General features: G+C 53.3%; 17 protein-coding genes and 1 tRNA gene. 12 read left to right on the forward strand and 6 right to left on the reverse strand.

The features are described from left to right. Window positions 1-185 precede the first annotated feature (185 nt). On the forward strand, window positions 186-1,724 hold the full coding sequence (locus QMG27_RS05810; RefSeq protein WP_281814225.1) for a 2-isopropylmalate synthase: 1,539 nt from the start codon (window positions 186-188) through the stop codon (window positions 1,722-1,724). A 119-nt stretch (window positions 1,725-1,843) separates the two neighbouring features. Continuing rightward, a complete protein-coding gene (locus QMG27_RS05815; protein WP_281814227.1) occupies window positions 1,844-2,815 on the forward strand; it encodes a serine hydrolase in 972 nt (323 codons plus the stop codon). A gap of 44 nt (window positions 2,816-2,859) precedes the next feature. Here the strand turns inward: QMG27_RS05815 and QMG27_RS05820 are convergent, their stop codons facing one another. The 3 genes from QMG27_RS05820 to aat are packed head-to-tail and all read right to left on the reverse strand — an operon-like array spanning window position 2,860 to window position 5,142. Next, window positions 2,860-3,639, reverse strand: a complete 780-nt coding sequence (locus tag QMG27_RS05820; protein ID WP_281814229.1) for an IclR family transcriptional regulator — start codon at window positions 3,637-3,639, stop codon at window positions 2,860-2,862. A 13-nt stretch (window positions 3,640-3,652) separates the two neighbouring features. Beyond that, complete coding sequence (locus QMG27_RS05825) at window positions 3,653-4,399, reverse strand: arginyltransferase (RefSeq protein ID WP_281814231.1); 747 nt, start codon at window positions 4,397-4,399, stop codon at window positions 3,653-3,655. A 2-nt stretch (window positions 4,400-4,401) separates the two neighbouring features. Continuing rightward, window positions 4,402-5,142: a leucyl/phenylalanyl-tRNA--protein transferase gene (aat, locus tag QMG27_RS05830; RefSeq protein WP_281814233.1), complete on the reverse strand. Its 741-nt coding sequence runs from the start codon at window positions 5,140-5,142 to the stop codon at window positions 4,402-4,404. Window positions 5,143-5,342: 200 nt separating this feature from the next. Here aat and QMG27_RS05835 point away from each other — a divergent pair, with 200 nt between their 5' ends. Continuing rightward, entirely contained in the window at window positions 5,343-6,278 is a 936-nt protein-coding gene (locus QMG27_RS05835; RefSeq protein ID WP_281814235.1) for a M23 family metallopeptidase, read from the forward strand. A gap of 27 nt (window positions 6,279-6,305) precedes the next feature. Next, a complete protein-coding gene (locus QMG27_RS05840) occupies window positions 6,306-6,752 on the forward strand; it encodes a polymer-forming cytoskeletal protein (RefSeq protein WP_281814238.1) in 447 nt (148 codons plus the stop codon). Between the two features lie 63 nt (window positions 6,753-6,815). Here QMG27_RS05840 and QMG27_RS05845 read toward each other — a convergent pair. Continuing rightward, window positions 6,816-6,906, reverse strand: a tRNA-Ser gene (locus QMG27_RS05845). A gap of 79 nt (window positions 6,907-6,985) precedes the next feature. Here QMG27_RS05845 and QMG27_RS05850 point away from each other — a divergent pair. Continuing rightward, window positions 6,986-9,250: an arginine/lysine/ornithine decarboxylase gene (locus QMG27_RS05850; protein WP_281814240.1), complete on the forward strand. Its 2,265-nt coding sequence runs from the start codon at window positions 6,986-6,988 to the stop codon at window positions 9,248-9,250. A 15-nt stretch (window positions 9,251-9,265) separates the two neighbouring features. Here QMG27_RS05850 and QMG27_RS05855 read toward each other — a convergent pair whose 3' ends face one another. Both QMG27_RS05855 and fabI read right to left on the reverse strand, forming a co-directional pair. Then, the gene (locus QMG27_RS05855) at window positions 9,266-10,123 is read right to left on the reverse strand and encodes a DNA ligase (RefSeq protein WP_281814243.1); all 858 of its coding nucleotides are present in this window, start codon (window positions 10,121-10,123) and stop codon (window positions 9,266-9,268) included. 63 nt (window positions 10,124-10,186) lie between these two features. Then, on the reverse strand, window positions 10,187-10,999 hold the full coding sequence (gene fabI, locus QMG27_RS05860; RefSeq protein WP_281814245.1) for an enoyl-ACP reductase FabI: 813 nt from the start codon (window positions 10,997-10,999) through the stop codon (window positions 10,187-10,189). Between the two features lie 35 nt (window positions 11,000-11,034). Between fabI and QMG27_RS05865 the strand changes: the two genes are divergently transcribed. The 7 genes from QMG27_RS05865 to infB all read left to right on the forward strand — a co-directional run bounded on the left by QMG27_RS05865 (window position 11,035) and on the right by infB (window position 21,653). Next, the gene (locus tag QMG27_RS05865) at window positions 11,035-12,897 is read left to right on the forward strand and encodes an extracellular solute-binding protein (RefSeq protein ID WP_281814248.1); all 1,863 of its coding nucleotides are present in this window, start codon (window positions 11,035-11,037) and stop codon (window positions 12,895-12,897) included. Then, window positions 12,894-13,928 carry an ABC transporter permease subunit gene (locus QMG27_RS05870; protein WP_281814251.1) on the forward strand — a complete coding sequence of 345 codons (1,035 nt, stop codon included), beginning with the start codon at window positions 12,894-12,896 and terminating at the stop codon, window positions 13,926-13,928. Before QMG27_RS05865 ends, QMG27_RS05870 begins: the two co-directional genes overlap by 4 nt. Next, window positions 13,894-14,955, forward strand: a complete 1,062-nt coding sequence (locus QMG27_RS05875) for an ABC transporter permease (protein ID WP_281814254.1) — start codon at window positions 13,894-13,896, stop codon at window positions 14,953-14,955. The genes QMG27_RS05870 and QMG27_RS05875 overlap by 35 nt, the downstream gene beginning before the upstream one ends. Beyond that, window positions 14,952-16,586, forward strand: coding sequence for a dipeptide ABC transporter ATP-binding protein (locus tag QMG27_RS05880; protein ID WP_281814257.1), 1,635 nt, complete (start codon window positions 14,952-14,954; stop codon window positions 16,584-16,586). Before QMG27_RS05875 ends, QMG27_RS05880 begins: the two co-directional genes overlap by 4 nt. 137 nt (window positions 16,587-16,723) lie before the next feature. Further along, complete coding sequence (rimP, locus tag QMG27_RS05885) at window positions 16,724-17,284, forward strand: ribosome maturation factor RimP (RefSeq protein ID WP_281814259.1); 561 nt, start codon at window positions 16,724-16,726, stop codon at window positions 17,282-17,284. A gap of 28 nt (window positions 17,285-17,312) precedes the next feature. Then, window positions 17,313-18,797, forward strand: coding sequence for a transcription termination factor NusA (gene nusA / locus QMG27_RS05890; RefSeq protein WP_281814261.1), 1,485 nt, complete (start codon window positions 17,313-17,315; stop codon window positions 18,795-18,797). A gap of 24 nt (window positions 18,798-18,821) precedes the next feature. Then, window positions 18,822-21,653, forward strand: a complete 2,832-nt coding sequence (gene infB / locus QMG27_RS05895) for a translation initiation factor IF-2 (protein ID WP_281814282.1) — start codon at window positions 18,822-18,824, stop codon at window positions 21,651-21,653. Window positions 21,654-21,656 lie beyond the last annotated feature (3 nt).

Consider the following 21,656-nt stretch of genomic DNA (forward strand, 5'->3'; position numbering starts at 1 on the left):
TTTTCTTTGTGCTAAATTCGACCCATGACAAATTTTTCGCTGGCTCTACTGCTTCTATCCCCCAACGGGCGGAGTTGGTAGCGCACGCGCAAACCCCACAAGGCCCGTATGCACTCGCAGCGGGCCTTTTGCTTTGGGGCTAAACCAAACGTTGCAAGTTTTTTAGGAATCTAGGAGTCCTGACCATGACCGACAAGCTCATCATTTTTGACACCACTTTGCGTGACGGCGAACAATCGCCTGGCGCTTCCATGACGCGCGACGAAAAGCTGCGCATTGCCCGTCAATTGGAGCGATTAAAGGTTGACGTCATTGAAGCTGGTTTTGCGGCAAGTTCCAACGGCGATTTCGAAGCCGTGCAAACCATTGCCAACGCGATCAAGGATTCCACAGTCTGCTCTTTGTCACGCGCCAATGACCGCGATATTAGCCGTGCCGCAGAGGCGCTCAAAGGTGCAAATCGTGCACGCATTCACACCTTCATTGCGACATCGCCGTTGCATATGGAAAAGAAGTTGCGCATGTCACCTGAGCAAGTGCTTGAGCAGGCCAAGCAATCGGTGCGTTTTGCACGTAACTTGGTGGGTGATATCGAATTCAGTGCAGAAGACGGCTACCGCAGCGAGATGGACTTTTTGTGTCGCGTGGTGGAGGCTGTGATCGCCGAAGGTGCCACCACCATCAACATCCCAGACACGGTTGGGTATGCCATTCCCGAGTTGTATGGCAACTTCATCAAAACCTTGCGCGAACGTGTGCCTAACTCGGACAAAGCGATTTGGTCGGTTCACTGTCACAACGATTTGGGGATGGCTGTGGCCAACTCGTTGGCTGGCGTGAAGATTGGTGGCGCTCGCCAAGTGGAATGCACGATCAACGGTTTAGGCGAGCGCGCAGGTAACTGCTCCTTGGAAGAAGTGGTCATGGCCATCAAAACCCGTCGCGATTACTTCAATCTCGACCTGAACATCGATGCCAAGCAAATCGTGGCAGCGAGCCGGATGGTGAGCCAAACCACTGGTTTTGTGGTCCAGCCTAACAAGGCAGTGGTGGGTGCGAATGCGTTTGCGCACGCCTCGGGTATCCACCAAGACGGCGTGCTCAAAGCGCGTGATACTTACGAAATCATGCGTGCTGAAGACGTGGGTTGGAGTGCCAACAAAATTGTGTTGGGCAAATTGAGTGGCCGTAATGCCTTTAAGCAACGTTTGGAAGACTTGGGTGTGCAGATGGAGAGCGAAGCTGACATCAACACCGCATTTGCCAAATTCAAAGAGTTAGCCGATCGTAAGAGCGAGATTTTTGATGAAGACATCTTGGCTTTGGTGAGTGATGAAGCTTCTAGTCATGCGAGCGAACAGTTTGCGTTTGTGTCCTTGTCGCAACACAGCGAAACAGGTGAACGTCCTCATGCCACTGTGGTCTTCACGGTCGCCGGTAAAGAGGTGAAGGGTGATTCAGATGGCAACGGCCCTGTTGATGCTTCTCTCAAGGCCATTGAGTCACACGTCAAGAGTGGTGCTGAAATGGTGCTTTACTCGGTCAACGCCATCAGCGGCTCGACAGAGAGCCAAGGCGAGGTGACAGTTCGCTTGCAAAACAGCGGTCGCGTGGTCAATGGCGTGGGTTCAGACCCAGATATCGTGGTGGCTTCTGCCAAGGCATACCTGAGTGCGTTGAACAAGCTTCAGAGCAAATCAGACCGAGTCGCTGCACAAGGATAAATTACAAAAAACAATACACCGTATCAATTTTGTTAAATAAGTGACGCAAGTCCTTGATCTTGCGTCACTTTTCTTGGTAGACTAACCTCAATGTGTTTTTCAAGCTTAAGGAACGCCACTTGAAACGACTGCTGATTGCAACTTCGCTCGGTTTGCTGACTTCACTGTGTGTCACGCACGTACAGGCCGCTGTTCAACAGAAAAAACCAACCGTACAAAAGACCAAGCCTTCTGTGGTTAAGACGCATGTTCGACATGCCAAAGCGTTCAAAACTGCAGTGCCTGTGCCTTCGTTTGGCCAAAAAGCTGGTTTGCACGCCACCAGTGACATGCTGGATCTGAAGTCGAGTGTGGCCTATGTGATCGACCAAGATACACATGAAGTACTGCTCAGCAAGAACGACCAAGCAGTTTTGCCCATCGCTTCCATTACGAAGTTGATGACGGGGTTGATCATCAGCGAAGCTAAATTGCCGATGGATGAATCCATCACAATTACGCAAGATGATGTGGATACTGAAAAGGGCAGTAGCTCGCGTTTGCGGGTTGGCGCGACATTAACGCGTGGTGAGTTGTTGCACCTGGCTTTGATGGCAAGCGAAAATCGTGCAGCTCATGCTTTGGGCCGCACCTATCCAGGCGGCATGCACACATTTGTAGGGCTCATGAATGCCAAAGCGGCTCAATTGGGTATGCGCGACACACGTTACGTAGAGCCCACAGGGCTGTCAAGCCAAAATCAATCCAGTGCCAAGGATCTTGCGACTTTGGTCGGCAATGCCTATCACGATGCTACCTTGCGCGAGCTTTCTACTTCCCCAAGTCACAGTGTCGAAGTTGGTAACCGCACATTGCAATACAACACAACCAATCGCCTGGTGAAAAACCCCAATTGGGACATCGGTTTGCAAAAGACGGGCTACATTTCTGAAGCAGGTCAATGTTTGGTGATGCAAGCCAAAGTTTCTGGGCGCAAGTTGATCATGGTGTTCTTGGATTCGGCCGGCAAACTCAGTCGAATTGCCGATGCGGAGCGTGTGCGCAAGTGGGTAGAAACAAACCACTCAAACCAAGGACGTCCACAAACATAATTTCGATCCGACTAAAAAAAAGCCAGCACATGTGCTGGCTTTTTTTATTTGTGATTCTCTTGGTAACCCAAGGCATGCGAAATGGCGTGCGTCGTGGCTTGCAGTTTGGGTAACCACTCATCATCCAGACGTTCCGTTGGCGCAGAGATTGATAAGCCAGCCACTAACTTTCCCTGATCGTCATAAATGCCTGAGGCCATGCACCGTACACCGAGCTCTAGCTCTTCGTTGTCGCGCGCGACACCGTATTGACGAACTTTTGCTAATTCTCTCTCTAGTGCTGGAAGTTGAGTCAAGCTGTTTCGTGTTTGTCCGCTTAGACCTGTACGCGTTGCATAGGCTCGCACCCGCTGCGGATCGTCCAGTGCTAAAAACAATTTTCCGACAGAGGTCAGATGCAGGGGGGCTCGTCCCCCAATAGCTCGAACCACTTGCATGCCTGAGCGTTCGCTAAAAGCGCGTTCGACATAGACGATCTCGTCACCTTGACGAACGCTTAAATTCACCGGTTGTTGAATCAGTTTATGAAGTTCACGCATGGGTTGAAACGCCACATCTCGAACATTTAAACGACCTTTCACCAAGTTACCCAATTCGAGCAAGCGCATACCTAATCGATAGCTACCAGCTTCGGGACGGTCAACAAATCGACCAACCGTCAGATCATTCAAAATCCGATGCGTGGTAGACGGATGAAGGCCAGCTCGTTCACTGATTTCTTTCAATGAAATTGCTTCCTCACGCGAAGCCAACACATCAATGAGCGTGAACATACGCTCAATGACTTGGATATTCGGTGTGGTTGGCAAAGTGGTTTTTCGCATGGTAAATATTTTATCATGTGAAATTATGAGATTCCCAATTGCCATCTTTAAGCCTTTCAAATGGCTTAAAGTTTGACTTGTATCGCATCTTCGGGCTGTCTTCAATCCAATAGCCCAAATAAGCGTGCGACAGGTCTAACTTCTTGACTTGCTCAATCTGCCATAGCACGCCGTAGGTGCCGTATTGGCTGAGTGGTTCTGGTTCGTAAAAGGTATAGACCGCCGATAAGCCGTCTGCGAGGACGTCCACAATCGAGACCATTTTCAGTGTGCCTGTGTCGTTGTGGCTTTTTGCGGGCTCTCGAAATTCGATGAGTCGCGTGTTGACACGACTTTGTAATAAAAATTGCGTGTACTGCTCTGTACTGTCTTCGTCCATACCTCCGCCTGCATGACGCTGGGTTTGATAACGCAAGTACAGCTCGTAGTGTTCAGCATCAAACCCCAGTTTTAAAACCCGTGCTTCTAAATGTTGGTGTTGAGCCCACGCTCGCCGCTGGCTTCTATTGGGTTTGAACTCTTTTGCGTTGACTCGTAATGCAACGCAGGCCTGACAACGGTCGCAGTAGGGGCGGTACGTAAATAACCCACTCCGGCGAAAGCCCTGACCGATCAAATGATCATAGACATCAGCTGTGATGGCATGGCTCGGTGTGGCCACCTGTGAACGCGCTGTTTGGTCTATGAGATAACTGCATGGATAGGGTGCTGTTGCATAAAACTGAAGCGCATGAAAGGGAAGTTCAGAGGGGGTTGTCATGTCTATAAGTCACGATGCATTACATGGTGCCAAAGTTCTGGGGCGAAATGCCATAGGCGGGTTGTTGTTTTATCGGCTAGTTCAACTTGGGTCAGAAAATCAGATCTTGGAATTTCTTTCGCGCCCAAAGATGCAAGATGCCTAGTGTTTTGTTGGCAGTCAATCCATGTCAGCCCTTGCGATCGGGCAAACGCAACTAAGCCAGCGAGGGCAATTTTGGAGGCATCTGTTTGTAGAGCAAACATGGATTCACCAAACAGCGTATCGCCGATTGAGACGCAATACAGGCCTCCAACCAGTTGTCCTTGCACCCAAGTTTCTATGCTGTGTGCGAAGCCTGAACGGTGGAGTTCGAGATAGGCTTGGATCATTTCTGGGGTAATCCATGTCCCGGATTGTCCTGATCGGCGGTGTTCCGCGCAGTGTCGAATGACTTGTTCAAACGCAGTATCAAACCGCAATTCGTGGTCGGAGCTCCTTTGAAATTTCAACAGAGTTTTACGTAGTGAGCGATGTAACTTGAATTCTTCGACACGAAGCACCATCCTCGGGTCTGGTGACCACCAAAGCACGGGCTGTCCGTCACTGAACCATGGAAATATGCCTTGAGAGTAGGCTTCATGTAGACGAGAAGCCGACAAATCCCCCCCAGCTGCTACCAAACCGGCTAGTGGGGTGCCTATTTTTTGGGCGTTTTGAGGTGGGGGTAGTGGGGTATTTACCTCAATCCAAGGAATGTTCATTCGGGCATTTTTTCATTTTTTGGATGGATCAGTCGGGCTTTTTGTAAAGTTTTAGCGCAATCGAATTAACTTTTTTAAAACAAGCATTCTTTGTAATTGCTGATACAAGATCTGAAAAATTTAAGTGACTTTTAGGGGTGGAACTCCCTACAATTCTTGTCTACCAATAAAAATCTACCGGAAATTCGCGGAGCTTATTTATGCAGTTAATGTGGGTATCAGGCCCCACCGCTTCAGTGCGGACCGTTTCAATTACAGCCAAAAAGGTGCTGGTGGCTGTGTGCGCCTCAGCATTTGTCTTGGTGTCTTTGGGGGTATTGCTGCATTTCATTGGTTTTCGTATCGCCATCGAAATGAGCCCAAGCTTGGCCAGAAGCATGGGCGGGGTTACGACTGAAGCAGAACAACAAAAAGTTGAAGCGGTTTATCGCGAACGGCTGGACAACTTGCGTCAGACAATGAACGCCACGGTTCAAGAGATTCGACAACTCGAAACCCTGAAAAATAAATTCATGGAAGTTGCCACGCCAGTTAACTTGCGCGACAAATACAGCAAAAAAGACGATGCACGCGGTGGTCCGTGGGTTGCACCGCGTGTGCAGGGCGGGCCTTCACATGACTTGCATGATGATTTTGCATCTGCCTTGGATGAGTTCAAACAAACTCAGGTGGCTGTGAAAATGTTGACCCAAAACTGGTCCTCTCAACTCAGCTGGCTGCATGCATTGCCGACGGGTGTTCCTATGGGGAAAGATTACCGAGTGACCAGTGGTTTCGGCATTCGTAACGATCCCTTCACAGGGCAATTGGCGATGCACGAGGGTTTGGATTTTGTAGCAGAAATTGGCTCCCCCATAGTGGCCACTGCCGCTGGCACGGTCACTCGCTCAGGGTGGGATGCATCCTATGGCAACGTGGTGGAAGTCAGTCATATCGAAGGGTTCACGACACGTTATGCCCACTTGAGCAAACGTTTGGTTGATGTAGGGCAAAAAGTTCAACGTGGTGAGACCATTGCGCAATTGGGGAATACAGGACGGTCGACTGGTCCTCATCTCCATTACGAAGTCATGCGACATGACCGTGTACTTAATCCCACTCAAATGTTGACGCAAACCACTGCCAGTGTGCAGTGAGTGATTCGTTTTTTCTGAAAGCCTGTCATGTTTGAAAAACTCAGAGACAAATCACTGTCACCCTCGCAAGAGCGTTTTGACACCATCATTGGCCGCACGACTCAAATTTACGGGCGATTGGTGCTCCTAGATAGCGTTCGCATCGATGGCAAAGTGGTGGGCAACATCGAAACCACCAAGGACAACAAGGTCACTGTGGCAATTGGTAAAACAGGTGAAGTGTCTGGTGACATCACGGCACACCGAGTGATGGTGGCTGGCAAAGTTGAAGGCAATATTTATGCAGCTGAGCGCGTGGAGTTCCATAAGGATTCCATTGTTCAGGGCGATATTTCCTATGGCTCCATCGCCGTGGAGCATGGTGCTCGCCTACTTGGCTTGGTGATTCAAAATCCCATCAGCTCTGCCGCGGCGGCCAATAGTACGACCGATGCCAAAAATGTGATTAAGAAAGCCCAGGAGAGCAGTAGCTGAGCTGGCTGCAACGTACTACAGACGTAAAAAAAGCGCCTCATGAGGCGCTTTTTTGTTTTAAGGTGGCGGAGCAAGCGGGATTCGAACCCGCGGTGGGCTATTAACCCACACACGCTTTCCAGGCGTGCGACTTAAACCACTCATCCATCGCTCCGAAGCCCAATATTGTAACAGTGGGCGAGTACACTTCGGCGCTGTTGTTTTTTTCAAGCTTGAAACGCTCGGAGTCCCGCATGAAATTTCGCTTCCCCATCGTCATCATTGACGAGGATTTTCGTTCTGAGAACACCTCAGGTCTGGGCATTCGTGCGTTAGCCGAGGCCATCGAGGGTGAAGGCTATGAGGTCATGGGCGTCACGAGCTACGGTGACTTGAGCCAGTTTGCGCAACAACAGTCACGCGCCAGTGCGTTTATCTTGTCGATTGACGATGAGGAGTTCACACCAGGCCCTGACCTTGACCCCGCTGTATTGAACCTGCGCAACTTCATCGAAGAAGTGCGCCGCAAAAACGCCGACGTGCCGATTTATGTGTACGGCGAAACCAAAACTTCACGTCACTTGCCCAACGACATCTTGCGCGAGTTGCACGGCTTCATTCACATGTTTGAAGACACACCTGAGTTCGTGGCGCGTCACATCATCCGTGAAGCCAAGAGCTATTTGGAAAGCGTGCAACCCCCATTCTTCAAGGCCTTGCTCGACTACGCCGAAGATGGTTCGTACTCATGGCATTGCCCCGGTCACTCGGGCGGCGTGGCGTTTTTGAAGAGCCCTGTGGGACAGATGTATCACCAGTTTTATGGTGAAAACATGCTGCGTGCCGACGTGTGCAACGCGGTGGAAGAGTTGGGTCAGCTGTTGGACCACAACGGCGCGATTGGCGAGAGCGAGCGCAATGCGGCTCGTATTTTTAATGCCGACCATTGCTTCTTTGTGACCAACGGCACGAGCACATCTAACAAAATTGTGTGGCATCACACAGTTGCTCCTGACGACGTGGTGGTGGTGGACCGCAACTGCCACAAGTCGGTGTTGCACTCCATCATCATGACCGGCGCTGTACCTGTGTTCTTGAAGCCCACGCGCAACCACTACGGCATCATCGGCCCGATCCCGCAAAGCGAGTTTGAGCCTGCAACGATTCAAGCCAAGATCAAGGCCAACCCCTTGCTCAAAGGTGTGGATGCCAAGAAGGTCAAGCCTCGCGTGCTGACTCTGACGCAGTCCACCTATGACGGCGTGTTGTACAACACCGAAACCATCAAAAACATGCTTGACGGCTATGTGGCCAACCTGCACTTTGACGAGGCTTGGCTACCTCATGCAGCGTTCAATCCGTTTTACGGCACCTACCACGCCATGGGTAAAAAGCGCGAGCGCCCCATGCACTCGGTGGTGTATGCCACGCAGTCCATTCACAAGTTGTTGGCCGGCATCAGCCAAGCCAGTCATGTGTTGGTACAAGACTCACAAAAAACCAAGTTGGACCGTCACTTGTTCAACGAGGCGTATTTGATGCACACCAGCACCAGCCCGCAGTACAGCATCATTGCCAGTTGCGACGTGGCTGCTGCCATGATGGAGCCGCCCGGTGGTACCGCCTTGGTGGAAGAAAGCATTGCTGAAGCGCTGGACTTCCGCCGCGCCATGCGCAAGGTGGATGACGAGTACGGCAAAGACTGGTGGTTCAAGGTCTGGGGTCCAGATGAACTGGTGGAAGACGGCATTGGCCGCGCAGACAGCTGGATCATCAAAGGCAAGGGCAAGTCATCCAAGTGGCATGGCTTTGGCAACTTGGCCGATGGCTTCAACATGTTGGACCCGATCAAGGCCACCATCGTCACACCCGGTTTAGATTTGAACGGCAAGTTCGACAAGACAGGTATTCCTGCCAGCATCGTGACCAAGTTCTTGGCCGAGCACGGTGTGATTGTGGAGAAGACAGGCTTGTACAGCTTCTTCATCATGTTCACCATCGGCATCACCAAGGGCCGTTGGAACTCGTTGCTCACCGCGTTGCAGCAATTCAAAGACGACTACGACCGCAACCAACCCATGTGGCGCATCCTGCCCGAGTTCTGCCAAAAGCACCGTGCTTACGAGCGCATGGGCTTGCGCGATTTGTGCCAGCACGTTCACACGCTCTATGCCAAGTACGACATCGCACGTCTGACCACCGAGATGTACCTGAGCGACTTGACACCCGCCATGAAGCCCAGCGATGCCTACGCACAAATCGCACACCGCAACACCGAGCGTGTGCCTGTGGACGATTTACTGGGCCGCATCACCACCAGCTTGGTCACGCCATACCCACCGGGTATTCCGTTGCTCATCCCAGGTGAAGTGTTCAACAAGAAGATCGTGGACTACCTCAAGTTCGCCCGCGAATTCAACTTGCAATGTCCCGGTTTTGAAACCGATATCCACGGTTTGGTGGAAGAGGTGGGGGCGGATGGCGTGAAGCGTTATTACGCCGACTGCGTCAAAACCTAGTGCGGGCTGCTGGTCTCAGCGCTCAACCGCAGGCCTAATCCGCACAAAGCTGGCAAAACGCGGCACGCCTTTGTCAGTCAGTCCGCGATAGGTATAAGTGACCCACTGGCCCACGGCTGGTGGGTTTTCTCTTTGAAAGTCTGAAAAACCTGTGCCGAGTTTGAAGCGTAGGCCTTGTGGTGTTTCGACCCACAAGGCGCCCAGGCGTTTCGCATGTTTGCCTTGGCCACCTTCATGGCCGACTACTTTGGCTTCTGCATCCTCTTGGCGTTTGAGCTTGAAGACATCAGAATTACGCCCGCTTTGGTACAGACTGCTGCCACGGTGCAGTACCAAGCCTTCGCCACCCGCTTTCACGGTTGTGTTCAGTAGAGCTTTCAATGCCGCATGAGATGGCACTTGGCTTTGAGTCACGGCCTGAACCCAAGGCTTACCGATCTCTTTGACGATGTTTTGATACCTCACAATTCGCTCGGTGAACGCTTGGTTCGGCGTTTGCATGTCAAACACCATGAAGCGCATGGCGTGCCAGTCGCTGTCAGGGGCTTGTCTTTGTTGGATGACAGAAGCAGCTTGCTCAAACTGCCCCAGTCCAGCCCAAAGCTCGCCCTCAAATGGCTGTGTTGGCCAATCTTTTACGAACCAATTGGGTGGGGTGAGTACTTTGCCACTTCGGCTCAAAAGTTGGCGACCATCCCAATAGCCGCGTATCCCATCGTATTTTTCACTCACCCAGTACTCCGTGAGTTTTTCATCGCCTTGATACGGGTTGGCCAGCCAAAGCGCAGGCGGCTGTGTGGCCCTTGCGGGTAAAGCTACGAGGCTGCCGAGGCAGCCCAAGGAGAGGTGAGTGAGCAAATCGCGGCGTTGCATGGCCATCTCCTTGGGGCGCACAGCCCACACATGTGGCCACCCCGCGTGGCCAGGAGCGCCAGCTTACTCGGCTACAGGCTCGGCAATGCCACCTACAACTTGGCTAAATCCGCCGTCGACATAACTAATTTCAGCGGTCATACCTGCAGCCAGATCGCTCATCAGGAATGCTGCGACGTTGCCCACGTCTTCGATGGTCACGTTACGACGGATGGGCGAAGCTTCAGCCACCACGCTCAAAATCTTGCCAAAGCCTTTGATGCCGCTGGCTGCCAGTGTTTTGATGGGGCCGGCGCTGATGCCGTTGGCGCGCAAGCCGCGACCCTTGGCGCCCAAAGATTCGGCCAAGTAGCGCACAGACGCTTCGAGAGAGGCTTTGGCGAGGCCCATGGTGTTGTAGTTGGGCACAGTACGAATGGCTCCCAAGTACGACAGGGTCAGAACAGCGGAGTTGTCGTTGAGATAGGGCAGGGCCGCCTTGGCCATTGCGGGGAAGCTGTAGGCGCTGATGTCGTGGGCGATGGCAAAACCTTCGCGCGACAAACCATCCAAGAAATCGCCTGCAATGGCTTCGCGGGGCGCATAGCCAATGGAGTGCACAAAACCGTCAAATGTGGGCCAATGAGCCGACAGATCTTTGAACATTTGAGTGATTTGCTCATCGCTGCTCACGTCACAGTCGAAAATGAGCTTAGAGTCAAAATCGGCAGCGAATTCGGTGATACGGTCTTTGAATCGCTCACCCACGTAGCTGAAAGCCAACTCGGCGCCCTGGTCGTGGCATGCTTTGGCAATGCCATAAGCGATGGAGCGGTTGGACAACACGCCTGTGATCAGAAGTTTTTTGCCAGACAGGAAACCTGTTTTTTTACTCATGAAATCTCTCCAAAAAAATCTTGCAGAATTGTCGCATGCGTAGCTTCTTCATTTTGTTGGCGTTTTTGTGCTCTGGTCCATCGTGGGCTGGCCACGCCTATGCCCAATTTGGAGACATTAAATACCCTGCTAACTTCAAAAACTTCGACTATGCCAACCCCTTGGCGCCCAAGGGGGGCGAGCTGGTGTTGGTGCCGCCGTCACGTTTGTCGAGCTTTGATAAATACAACCCATTCACCCTCAAAGGCAATGCAGCACCTGGGCTGACGGGCTTGGTGTTTGAGTCTTTGCTGACGGGCACGATGGATGAACCTACCACAGCCTATGGCTTGTTAGCCGAAGATGTGAGCGTAGCGTCGGATCGTCGTTCAGTGACATTCAAGTTGCGTGCACAAGCCCGCTTTCACAATGGTGATCCTGTCATGGCGGAGGATGTCAAGCACTCGTTTGAGCAACTGATCAGCAAGCAAGCTGCGCCACAGTTTCGAACGCTATACGCCGAAGTGGCCGGTGTCGCAGTGCTGGATTCACGTACCGTGCGGTTTGATTTCAAACGCGTCAACCCAGAGCTACCTTTGATCGTGGGTGCCATGCCTGTGTTCAGCCGCCAATGGGGCGGCGAAAATGGCTATCCAAAACCTCTCGACAAAATTGTGACGGACACGCCTATTGGCAGCGGTCCCTACAAAATGGGCCGTGTCGTCTTTGGTCGGGACGTGAGCTATGAGCGAGACAACAACTATTGGGCTCGCGACTTGAATGTGCGTAAAGGCATGTTCAACTTTGATCGCATCACTTACCGTCTTTACAAAGACAACACGGCGCAGCTAGAAGGCTTCAAAGCAGGCGAGTTTGATTTGGTGCAATCGTTCATCGCTCGTGAGTGGGCGAGGGGGTACACAGGCAAGCAATTTGTCAGTCGTGAATTGATGAAAAGCGAGTTCAAGCACAACAACGCAGGCGATTTCCAGGGGTTCATGTTCAACACCCGTTTGCCCAAATTCAAAGATGTGCGTGTGCGGGAGGCCATTGAGCTTGCGATGGATTTCGAGTGGATGAACCGTCAGTTGTTTTACGGTGCCTACCAACGTGTGCGTGGATACTTTGTCGCCAGTGAGTTTGAAGCCACAGGCATGCCCGATGCTTCTGAATTGGCATTACTCACACCGTTGCGCGACAAGCTCACTCCCAAGGTATTCAGCGAAGCTGTACCGCTGCCGCCACGCACTTCGTTAGATCCCAAATCAGGTGAAACTTTGCGCGACCATTTGCGTCGTGCCAAAACCTTGCTTGCCGAAGCTGGGTGGACCTACCGTGATGGTGCTTTGCGCAACGCCAAGGGTGAGCCTTTCACTTTGGAGTTTTTAGACAACTCGGGCACGATGGGCCGTGTCATCACGCCCTATAGCAAGAACCTTGAAAAACTTGGCATTCAAGTGAACTACAAAATCATTGATTTCGCTGTGTTGCAAAAACGTTTGGATGTGTTTGATTTTGAAATCATCAGCAATCGCATCGTGGGCAGCGAGTCGCCAGGCACCGAATTGATGGAGCGATTTGGCTCCAAGGCTGCCACCACAGAGGGCTCTGGTAACTTCATTGGCATTCAAGACCCAGCTGTTGATGCCTTGCTGGACCACGTGACCTCAGCCAAAACACGGCCTCAGCTCATCACTGCACTGAGGGCCTTAGACCGCGTGCTGCGACACGGCCACTACACCGTGCCGCATTGGTATGGTGGGGTACATCGTGTTGCTTGGCGCAATGGACGCTTCGAGTTGCCAGCCGTGATGCCGCGCTATTACCAGCCTGAAACCTGGGCGTCTGCCACATGGTGGGCCACGATTGATAACCGTGCCACTTTGGCGGCGGCTAAAAGAGCGGAGCGTGCGCCATGAGTTCGTACATTCTCAGACGTTTGTTGTTGATGATTCCTACGTTGTTGGGCGTTTTGCTGATGACGTTTGTGGTCATCCAGTTTGTGCCGGGCGGTCCTGTTGAACAAATGGTGTCGCAGCTGCAGGGGCGTGATACGGGCGGAGAGGGTGCTGCGGTTGGCGGCGCTGGCTATCGCGGCCGTCAAGGTGTCGATGCTGCACGTATCGAGGAAATTCGACAGCAATATGGCTTTGACAAACCACCCGCTGAACGCTTTTGGCAAATGCTCAAACAGTTTGCTGTGTTCGATTTGGGTAAAAGCTTTTTCTATCCCAAAACAGTGTGGGAGTTGGTCAAAGAAAAAATGCCCGTCTCCATCAGTTTGGGGTTGTGGACATTCCTTTTGAGTTACCTCATCTCGGTGCCTTTGGGCGTGGCCAAAGCGGTGCGTGCAGGTTCGACGTTTGACTGGGTGACCAGTTTGTTTGTGCTGATCGGTTTTGCCATTCCCGGCTTTGTGCTGGGTGTGGCTTTGTTGGTGGTATTTGGTGGACAGTTGCAGTGGTTCCCTTTGCGAGGTTTAACTTCAGCCAACTGGGAGCAACTCACATGGGGCGCCAAAATCACGGATTACCTCTGGCACATTGTTTTGCCTGTGACGTCGAGCGTGTTGGGCGCTTTTGCTGTGACCACGCTGTTGACCAAAAACGCCATGCTAGAAGAAATTCGCAAGCAATACGTGCTGACCGCTCGGGCCAAAGGTCTGTCAGAACGGCGCGTGATCTGGAACCATGTGTTTCGCAACGCACTCATTCCGCTGGTCACAGGTTTCCCTGCAGCGTTCATTGGTGCATTCTTTACGGGTTCATTGTTGATTGAAACCTTGTTTTCGCTGGATGGCTTGGGCTTGTTGAGTTATGAAAGTGTGATGCGTCGAGATTACCCCGTGGTGTTGGGGACGTTGTATCTGTTCACGTTGATTGGGTTGGTTACCAAGCTCATCAGCGATCTTTGTTATGTATGGGTGGACCCGCGTGTCAAATTCGACTGAAGCATCTTTGTCGCCCACCCAGCGTGCTTGGCTGAGGTTTAGGCATAACCGTCTTGGCTTTTACAGCATGGCGCTGTTTGTCTTTTTCTTTGGTCTGAGCTTGTTGGCTGAAGTGCTGTGTAATGACAAGCCTTTGTTGGCGCGCTATGACGGCAGCTTTTACATGCCCATCCTGCACAACCAGCCTGAAACCACGTTTGGCGGTGACTTTGATACGCCCACTGACTTTTTAGATCCGTTCATTCAAGCTCAGTTTGACAAGCCTGGTAACTGGGCTTTGTATCCGCCTGTGCCTTATCACCACAGCACTTTGAACTACTTCGCTAAAGCGCCCAATCCCGCGCCGCCGTCAGCCGATAACTGGTTGGGGACGGATGACCGAGGGCGTGATGTGTTGGCACGTTTGCTGTACGGCTTTCGTATTTCAGTGTTGTTTGCTCTGGCACTGACGTTATTCGGCACTGTGATTGGCATTTTGACGGGGGCTTTGCAAGGTTTCTTCGGTGGGAAAACCGACTTGGCCATGCAACGATTCATTGAAATTTGGAGTGCCATGCCTGAGCTGTACTTGCTCATCATCTTCTCTGCGGTGTTTGACCCCAGCGTCAGTTTGCTGTTGATTTTGTTGGGCTTGTTTGGTTGGATGGGTTTGTCAGACTACGTTCGCGCCGAGTTTTTGCGTAACCGTCAACTTGATTACGTGCGTTCTGCGCGTGCGCTGGGTTTGTCCAACCTGCAAATCATGTGGCGACATGTGTTGCCCAATAGTCTTACGCCTGTGGTGACCTTCTTGCCGTTTCGCATGAGCGCAGCTATTTTGTCGCTCACCTCACTGGACTTTTTGGGGTTGGGTGTACCGCCTGGCACGCCGAGCTTGGGTGAGTTGCTGGCGCAGGGCAAAAACAACATCGATGCTTGGTGGATTTCATTGTTTACTTTCGTGGTGTTGGTGGTGACCTTGATGCTGTTGACTTTCATGGGCGATGCTTTGCGTGATGCGCTCGATCCCAGAAAGGCGCGCACATGAGACTACCTTTACTTCAAGTGCGTGATTTACGCATTGGTTTCCAAGCCGAAGATGTCGTCAAAGGCATTAGCTTTAACTTAGACCTTGGCGAAAAGCTTGCGCTTGTGGGGGAGTCAGGGTCCGGCAAAAGCGTGACAGCACTGAGTTTTGTGAAGTTGCTCGAAGGTGCTCGTGTCTCAGGGCGTGTGTTGTGGATTGCGCAAGATGAAGACACCTTGCGCCCAGATGCCACAGAAGCGCCGCAGACCCATGACCTCGTCAAACTCAGCGAAAAAGAGCTGTTCAATATCCGTGGGCAAGACATCGCTTTTGTCTTCCAAGAGCCGATGACGGCTCTGAATCCTTTACTCATGGTGGGGAACCAAATCGCTGAAGTGTTAGAGCTCAAGCGTGGCATGACGCGTGCAGAAGCTTGGCACGAAGCGATTGAGCTACTGAGCCTGACAGGCATTCCAGAGCCTGTGCGCCGTGCCAGCGCTTATCCACATCAACTTTCGGGTGGGCAGCGCCAACGTGTCATGATTGCCATGGCTTTGGCGTGTCGTCCGCGCTTGTTGGTGGCCGATGAGCCCACCACTGCACTGGATGTGTCGCTGCGCGCTCAAATATTGGATTTGCTCAACGACTTGCAAAAACGTTTTGGCATGGCTGTGTTGCTCATCACGCACGATCTCAACACCGTGCGTTATTTTGCAGACCAAGTGTTGGTGATGGAAAAGGGCGTTGTGGTCGAGTCTGGGCAAGTCGATGTGGTGTTGACATACCCCAATCATCCATACACCCAGAAATTGATCAATAGCCAACCCCCGCGGGAGGTGGTTGAGGCGCAGAGCAATGCGCCGGCTGTCATACAAGCCCGCGCGCTGCGCGTGTGCTACCCCGTTCGCCGAGTCGGTTGGAAAGGGTGGTTCAAGGACGACCAGTTTGTTGCTGTGCAGGGAGCCAGCTTCGATCTGCGTGCAGGCCAAACCCTGGGCGTGATTGGTGAGTCTGGCTCAGGCAAAACCACCTTGGCTTTGGCGACCTTGGGGCTGATTCCGCACGAAGGCACACTGACCGTGGATGGGCAGGCTTGGCAAGGTAAAGCTGCGCCTGACTTGCCCTTGCGTCGCAAGGTGCAAGTGGTATTCCAAGATCCGTTTTCCTCGCTATCCCCGCGTATGAACGTGCAAGAACTGGTATCCGAAGGTCTGACTTTGCATGCGCCAGACTTGGATGAATTAGGGCGCTTACGACGCATTTTGGTGACTTTGGCTGCGGTGGGTTTGACCGAAACCGAGTTTCCGGGGCTGTTGCAGCGCTACCCGCACGAGTTTTCGGGTGGGCAACGCCAGCGCTTAGCCATTGCGCGAGCCTTGGTCATTGAGCCGCAGGTTTTGGTCTTGGATGAGCCCACCAGCGCCTTGGACGCCACAACGCAGCTGCAAGTTATTCAACTGCTGCAAAAGCTCCAGCGCGAGCGGGGTTTGAGCTACTTGCTCATCACCCACGATGTGTCGGTCATCCGCGCTATGGCGCACCATGTGATGGTCATGCAAGGCGGCAAGGTGGTCGAGGCGGGGACGTTTGAACAGGTCATGAACAATCCGCAAGCCCCTTACACGAAGATTTTGCTAGGGGGCGAGGCCTAAAAATCCCATTTATCCTTTGATAATCAAGCATTTAGGCGCTACAATAAGCGCTTCACGACCAAACGGGCGGGTAACTACCGCTCGTTTTTTTTGGTCGTTTGTTTTTTGAACATTGGATTTCAAGGCGATTTGACGACGTGAGTTTGCAGCAAACAGTAGAACAAACAGTGACCGGTTTAGGTTACGACTTGGTAGAGGTTGAGCGCTCTGCAGGGGGTCTCTTGCGCATCACGATTGACATGCCTTGGACCGCAGGTGAGCCTATGCAGTTGGTCAATGTCGAAGACTGCGAGCGCGTCACCCGACAGTTGCAGTTTGCCCTTGAAGTGGATGGCGCTGATTACGCCCGCTTGGAAGTGTCTTCGCCTGGCATTGATCGCCCCTTGCGCCACCAGGCTGATTTCGAGCGCTTTGTGGGAGAAGAGGTCGATCTGACGCTCAAAGCGCCGATCGGCGAAGCCGGTGGCGGTCAAGTGGCTGCCAACCGCAAAAAATTCCGTGGCACCTTAGAACGTACCGACGATGGCGCGGGCTGGCAAATCACCTGGCGTGATGAAGTCAAGGCCAAGCCAGGGCAAAAAGTAAGCCCCAAAAGATTAGCCGAAATGCCAGTGCATGCACTGGGTTTCACGCTGGACGAATTGCGCGACGCGCGTCTGGCCCCGATTGTGGATTTCAAGGGCAAAAAGCCCCGTTGAACATAGGTAAGAGAAGGAGTAACCGATCATGAACCGCGAAATGTTGATGCTGGTCGAGGCAATCTCGCGCGAGAAAAACGTCGAACGCGATGTGGTGTTTGGCGCCGTTGAGTTGGCGTTGGCCCAAGCCACCAAAAAGCTGTACGAAGGCGACGTGGACATCCGCGTGGCGATGGACCGCGACACAGGCGAGTACGAAACATTCCGCCGCTGGTTGGTGGTGCCTGATGAAGCTGGCTTGCAAAACCCAGATGCTGAAGAAATGCTGATGGACGCTCGCGAGCGCGTGGCCGACGTCGAAGAAGGCGAATACATCGAAGAAGCTGTCGAGTCTTTGCCCATCGGTCGCATTGGCGCGATGGCTGCGAAGCAAGTGATCTTGCAAAAAATTCGCGATGCTGAGCGCGAAATGTTGCTGAACGAATTCATGTCACGCGGCGATAAGATTTTTGTCGGTACTGTCAAGCGCATGGACAAAGGCGACATCATTGTCGAATCCGGTCGCGTCGAAGGTCGTCTGCGTCGCAGCGAAATGATTCCCAAGGAAAACTTCCGCAGTGGTGACCGTGTGCGCGCCATGATCATGGACGTAGACCTCACCTTGCGTGGCGCGCCGATCATCTTGTCGCGTTCAGCCCCAGAATTCATGGTCGAGTTGTTCCGCCATGAAGTGCCAGAAATCGAACAAGGCATGCTCGAGATCAAATCTTGCGCCCGTGACGCTGGTTCACGCGCCAAGATCGCTGTGATTTCTCACGACAAGCGCGTGGACCCCATCGGTACTTGCGTTGGCGTGCGTGGCACTCGCGTGAACGCGGTGACCACCGAGCTCGCAGGCGAGCGCGTGGACATCGTGTTGTGGAGTGAAGACCCAGCTCAGTTTGTGATTGGCGCTTTGGCACCTGCCAACGTGAGCTCCATCGTGGTGGACGAAGAGCGTCACGCCATGGATGTGGTGGTGGACGAAGAAAACCTCGCCATCGCCATCGGTCGCGGCGGCCAAAACGTGCGTTTGGCAGCTGAATTGACCGGCTGGAAAATCAACATCATGGATGCCGCTGAGTCTGCTCAGAAACAAGCTGACGAAACACACAGCATCCGCGAATTGTTCATGGCCAAGTTGGACGTGGACCAAGAAGTGGCGGATATCCTGATCGAAGAAGGTTTCACCAGCTTGGAAGAAGTGGCCTATGTGCCCTTGCAAGAGATGCTGGAAATCGAAAGCTTCGACGAAGACACCATCAACGAGTTGCGCACCCGCGCCAAAGACGCGTTGTTGACGATGGAAATTGCACGCGAAGAGAGCGTCGAAGAGGTGTCGCAAGATTTGCGCGACCTCGAAGGATTGAATGCGGAGTTCTTGCCTAAGTTGGCCGAGAGCGGCGTACACACCCGTGACGATTTGGCCGATTTGGCCGTGGACGAGCTCACAGCCATCACAGGCCAAAGCGAAGAAGATGCCAAAGCCCTGATCTTGAAGGCACGTGAACATTGGTTCACGGGTCAAGAGTAATGGTCATGGAGAGGAATACCAGAAATGACCAGTACGACCGTAGCCGAGTTTGCCAGCGAACTCAAAAAACCCACCGACACCCTGCTTGACCAGCTCAAGGCAGCGGGCGTCGCCAAATCTTCGGCCAGCGATGTGCTGACCGAAGGTGACAAACAGAAGCTCTTGAGCCATTTGCAAGCCAGCCATGGCACAGCATCGCCTGAGCGCAAAAAAATCACCTTGGTCAAGAAATCGACCACCGAGATCAAACAAGCCGACGCCACAGGCAAAGCGCGCACCATTCAAGTGGAAGTGCGTAAAAAACGCACCTTCGTGAAACGTGACGAAGATGCGGCCGCAGAGGCACCCGTAGCGCCGGCTCAAGCGGTCGTGCAAGAGCCGGCTGCACCGCTGATTGACCATGCCGAATTGGCACGTCGTGAAGAAGAAGCCCGTCGCCAGGCCGAGTTGATTCGTCGTCAAGAGGAAGAGTTGGCTGAAAAGCGCCGCCAGCGCGAAGAACAAGAAGCAAAAGAGCGCGCCAAGCAAGATGCGGCGAAAGCACAAGCACAGGCTCAAGTTGCGGAGGCTGCTGCGCCTGCGGTTGAATCCGCTGCTGAAACCTCTGATGCGGATGCCAAGGCGCAAGCTGCTGAGACGGCACGTGCCGAAGCTGCGGCTGCTTCTAAGGCTCGCGCAGAGGAAGATTCTGCGCGTGCTGCCGACTTGGACGCGCGTCGCCGCAAAGCCTTGGCCGAAGCTGAGGCGATTCGTCAGATGATGAGCTCACCTGCCAAAACATTGGTGGCTAAGAAGCCTGAGCCAGCACCTGATGCCAAAGCGATCAAAGGCACCTTGCACAAGCCTGCAGGCGCTGCTGGTGCACGCGCTGGTGCGGCTGCACCAAGCACTTCCGGTGCAGCAGGTGCAGGTAACAAAGAAGTCAAGAGTGCCAAGCTTTCCTCTAGCTGGGCCGATGATCAAGCGAAAAAGAAAACCATCAAAACCCGTGGTGATGCCACAGGTGGTGTGGGACGTAACAACTGGCGTGGTGGCCCCAAAGGCCGCCGTGACCGCGATCGTGATGACGACCGCGCACCACAAGCACCTGTCGAGGCGCGCGTGCTCGAAGTGCACGTGCCCGAGACCATCACCGTGGGCGAGTTGGCCCACAAGATGGCCATCAAGGCCTCTGAAGTCATCAAGCAGTTGATGAAGCTCGGCCAAATGGCCACCATCAACCAGCCGTTAGACCAAGACACCGCCATGATTGTGGTGGAAGAAATGGGCCATAAAGCGGTGGTCGCTGCGTTGGATGACCCAGAAGCGTTCACCGAAGAAGAAGCATCTGCTCACCACGCCGAAGCTGTGACACGCGCACCTGTGGTGACGGTCATGGGTCACGTGGACCACGGTAAAACGTCGTTGCTCGACTACATCCGTCGCGCCAAAGTCGCCTCTGGCGAAGCTGGTGGCATTACCCAACACATTGGCGCTTACCACGTGGAAACACCACGCGGCATGATTTCTTTCTTGGACACGCCCGGTCACGAGGCCTTCACGGCCATGCGTGCACGTGGTGCCAAAGCCACCGACATCGTCATCTTGGTGGTGGCGGCGGACGACGGCGTGATGCCGCAAACCAAAGAAGCCATCAAACACGCGAAAGCGGCGGGTGTGCCGATCGTGGTGGCCGTCAACAAGATTGATAAGCCCGGTGCCAATCCTGAACGCGTCAAAGGCGAACTGGTGGCCGAAGAAGTGGTACCCGAAGAATTCGGTGGCGATTCGCCTTTCTGTGAAGTGTCGGCCAAGGTCGGTACTGGCATTGATGAGTTGCTGGAGCAAGTGCTCTTGCAGGCTGAAGTGCTCGAGCTCAAAGCGCCCGTCGATGCCATGGCCAAAGGCTTGGTGATCGAAGCCCGTTTGGACAAAGGTCGCGGCCCAGTAGCCACGGTCTTGGTTCAGTCCGGTACGCTCAACGTGGGTGATGTGGTGTTGGCCGGCCAAACCTATGGTCGCGTGCGAGCCATGTTGGACGAAAACGGCAAGCCCATCAAGTCGGCCGGTCCATCCATTCCTGTGGAAATCCAAGGTCTTACCGAAGTGCCACAAGCGGGCGATGAATTCATGGTCATGTCTGACGAACGACGCGCCCGTGAAATCGCCACCTACCGTGCAGGCAAGGTGCGCAACACCAAGCTGGCCAAGCAACAAGCCGCCAAGCTGGAGAACATGTTCTCCGAAATGGCTGCAGGCGAAGTCAAAACTCTGCCCATCATCGTCAAAGCCGACGTGCAAGGTTCACAAGAAGCCTTGGCTGCATCGTTGCTCAAGTTGTCGACCGACGAAGTCAAGGTGCAACTCGTGTACGCCGCGGTCGGTGGCATCAGCGAGAGCGATGTGAACTTGGCGATTGCTTCGAAGGCCGTCATCATTGGCTTTAACACCCGAGCTGACGCTGGTGCGCGCAAGCTGGCTGAGACCAGCGAAGTTGACATCCGTTACTACAACATCATTTATGACGCTGTGGACGACCTCAAAGCGGCGATGTCCGGCATGCTCACGCCTGACAAGAAGGAAGAAATCATCGGTAACGCCGAGATCCGCCAAGTGCTGCGCGTCAGCAAGATTGGTGCGATCGCGGGCTGTATGGTCACCAACGGTGTGGTGCGTCGCAACGCGAAGTTGCGCTTGTTGCGCAACAACGTGGTGGTCTTCACTGGCGAGCTCGACAGCTTGAAGCGTTTCAAAGACGATGCCAAAGAAGTGAAAGAAAACTTCGAGTGCGGTTTGACCATCAAGAACTACAACGACATCGTCGAAGGCGACGTGTTGGAATTCTTCGAGATCAAAGAGGTGGCACGTACGCTGTAAAGC

Origin of the sequence: Limnohabitans sp. MORI2, from assembly GCF_027925025.1 — a bacterium.
GTDB lineage: Bacteria > Pseudomonadota > Gammaproteobacteria > Burkholderiales > Burkholderiaceae_C > Limnohabitans.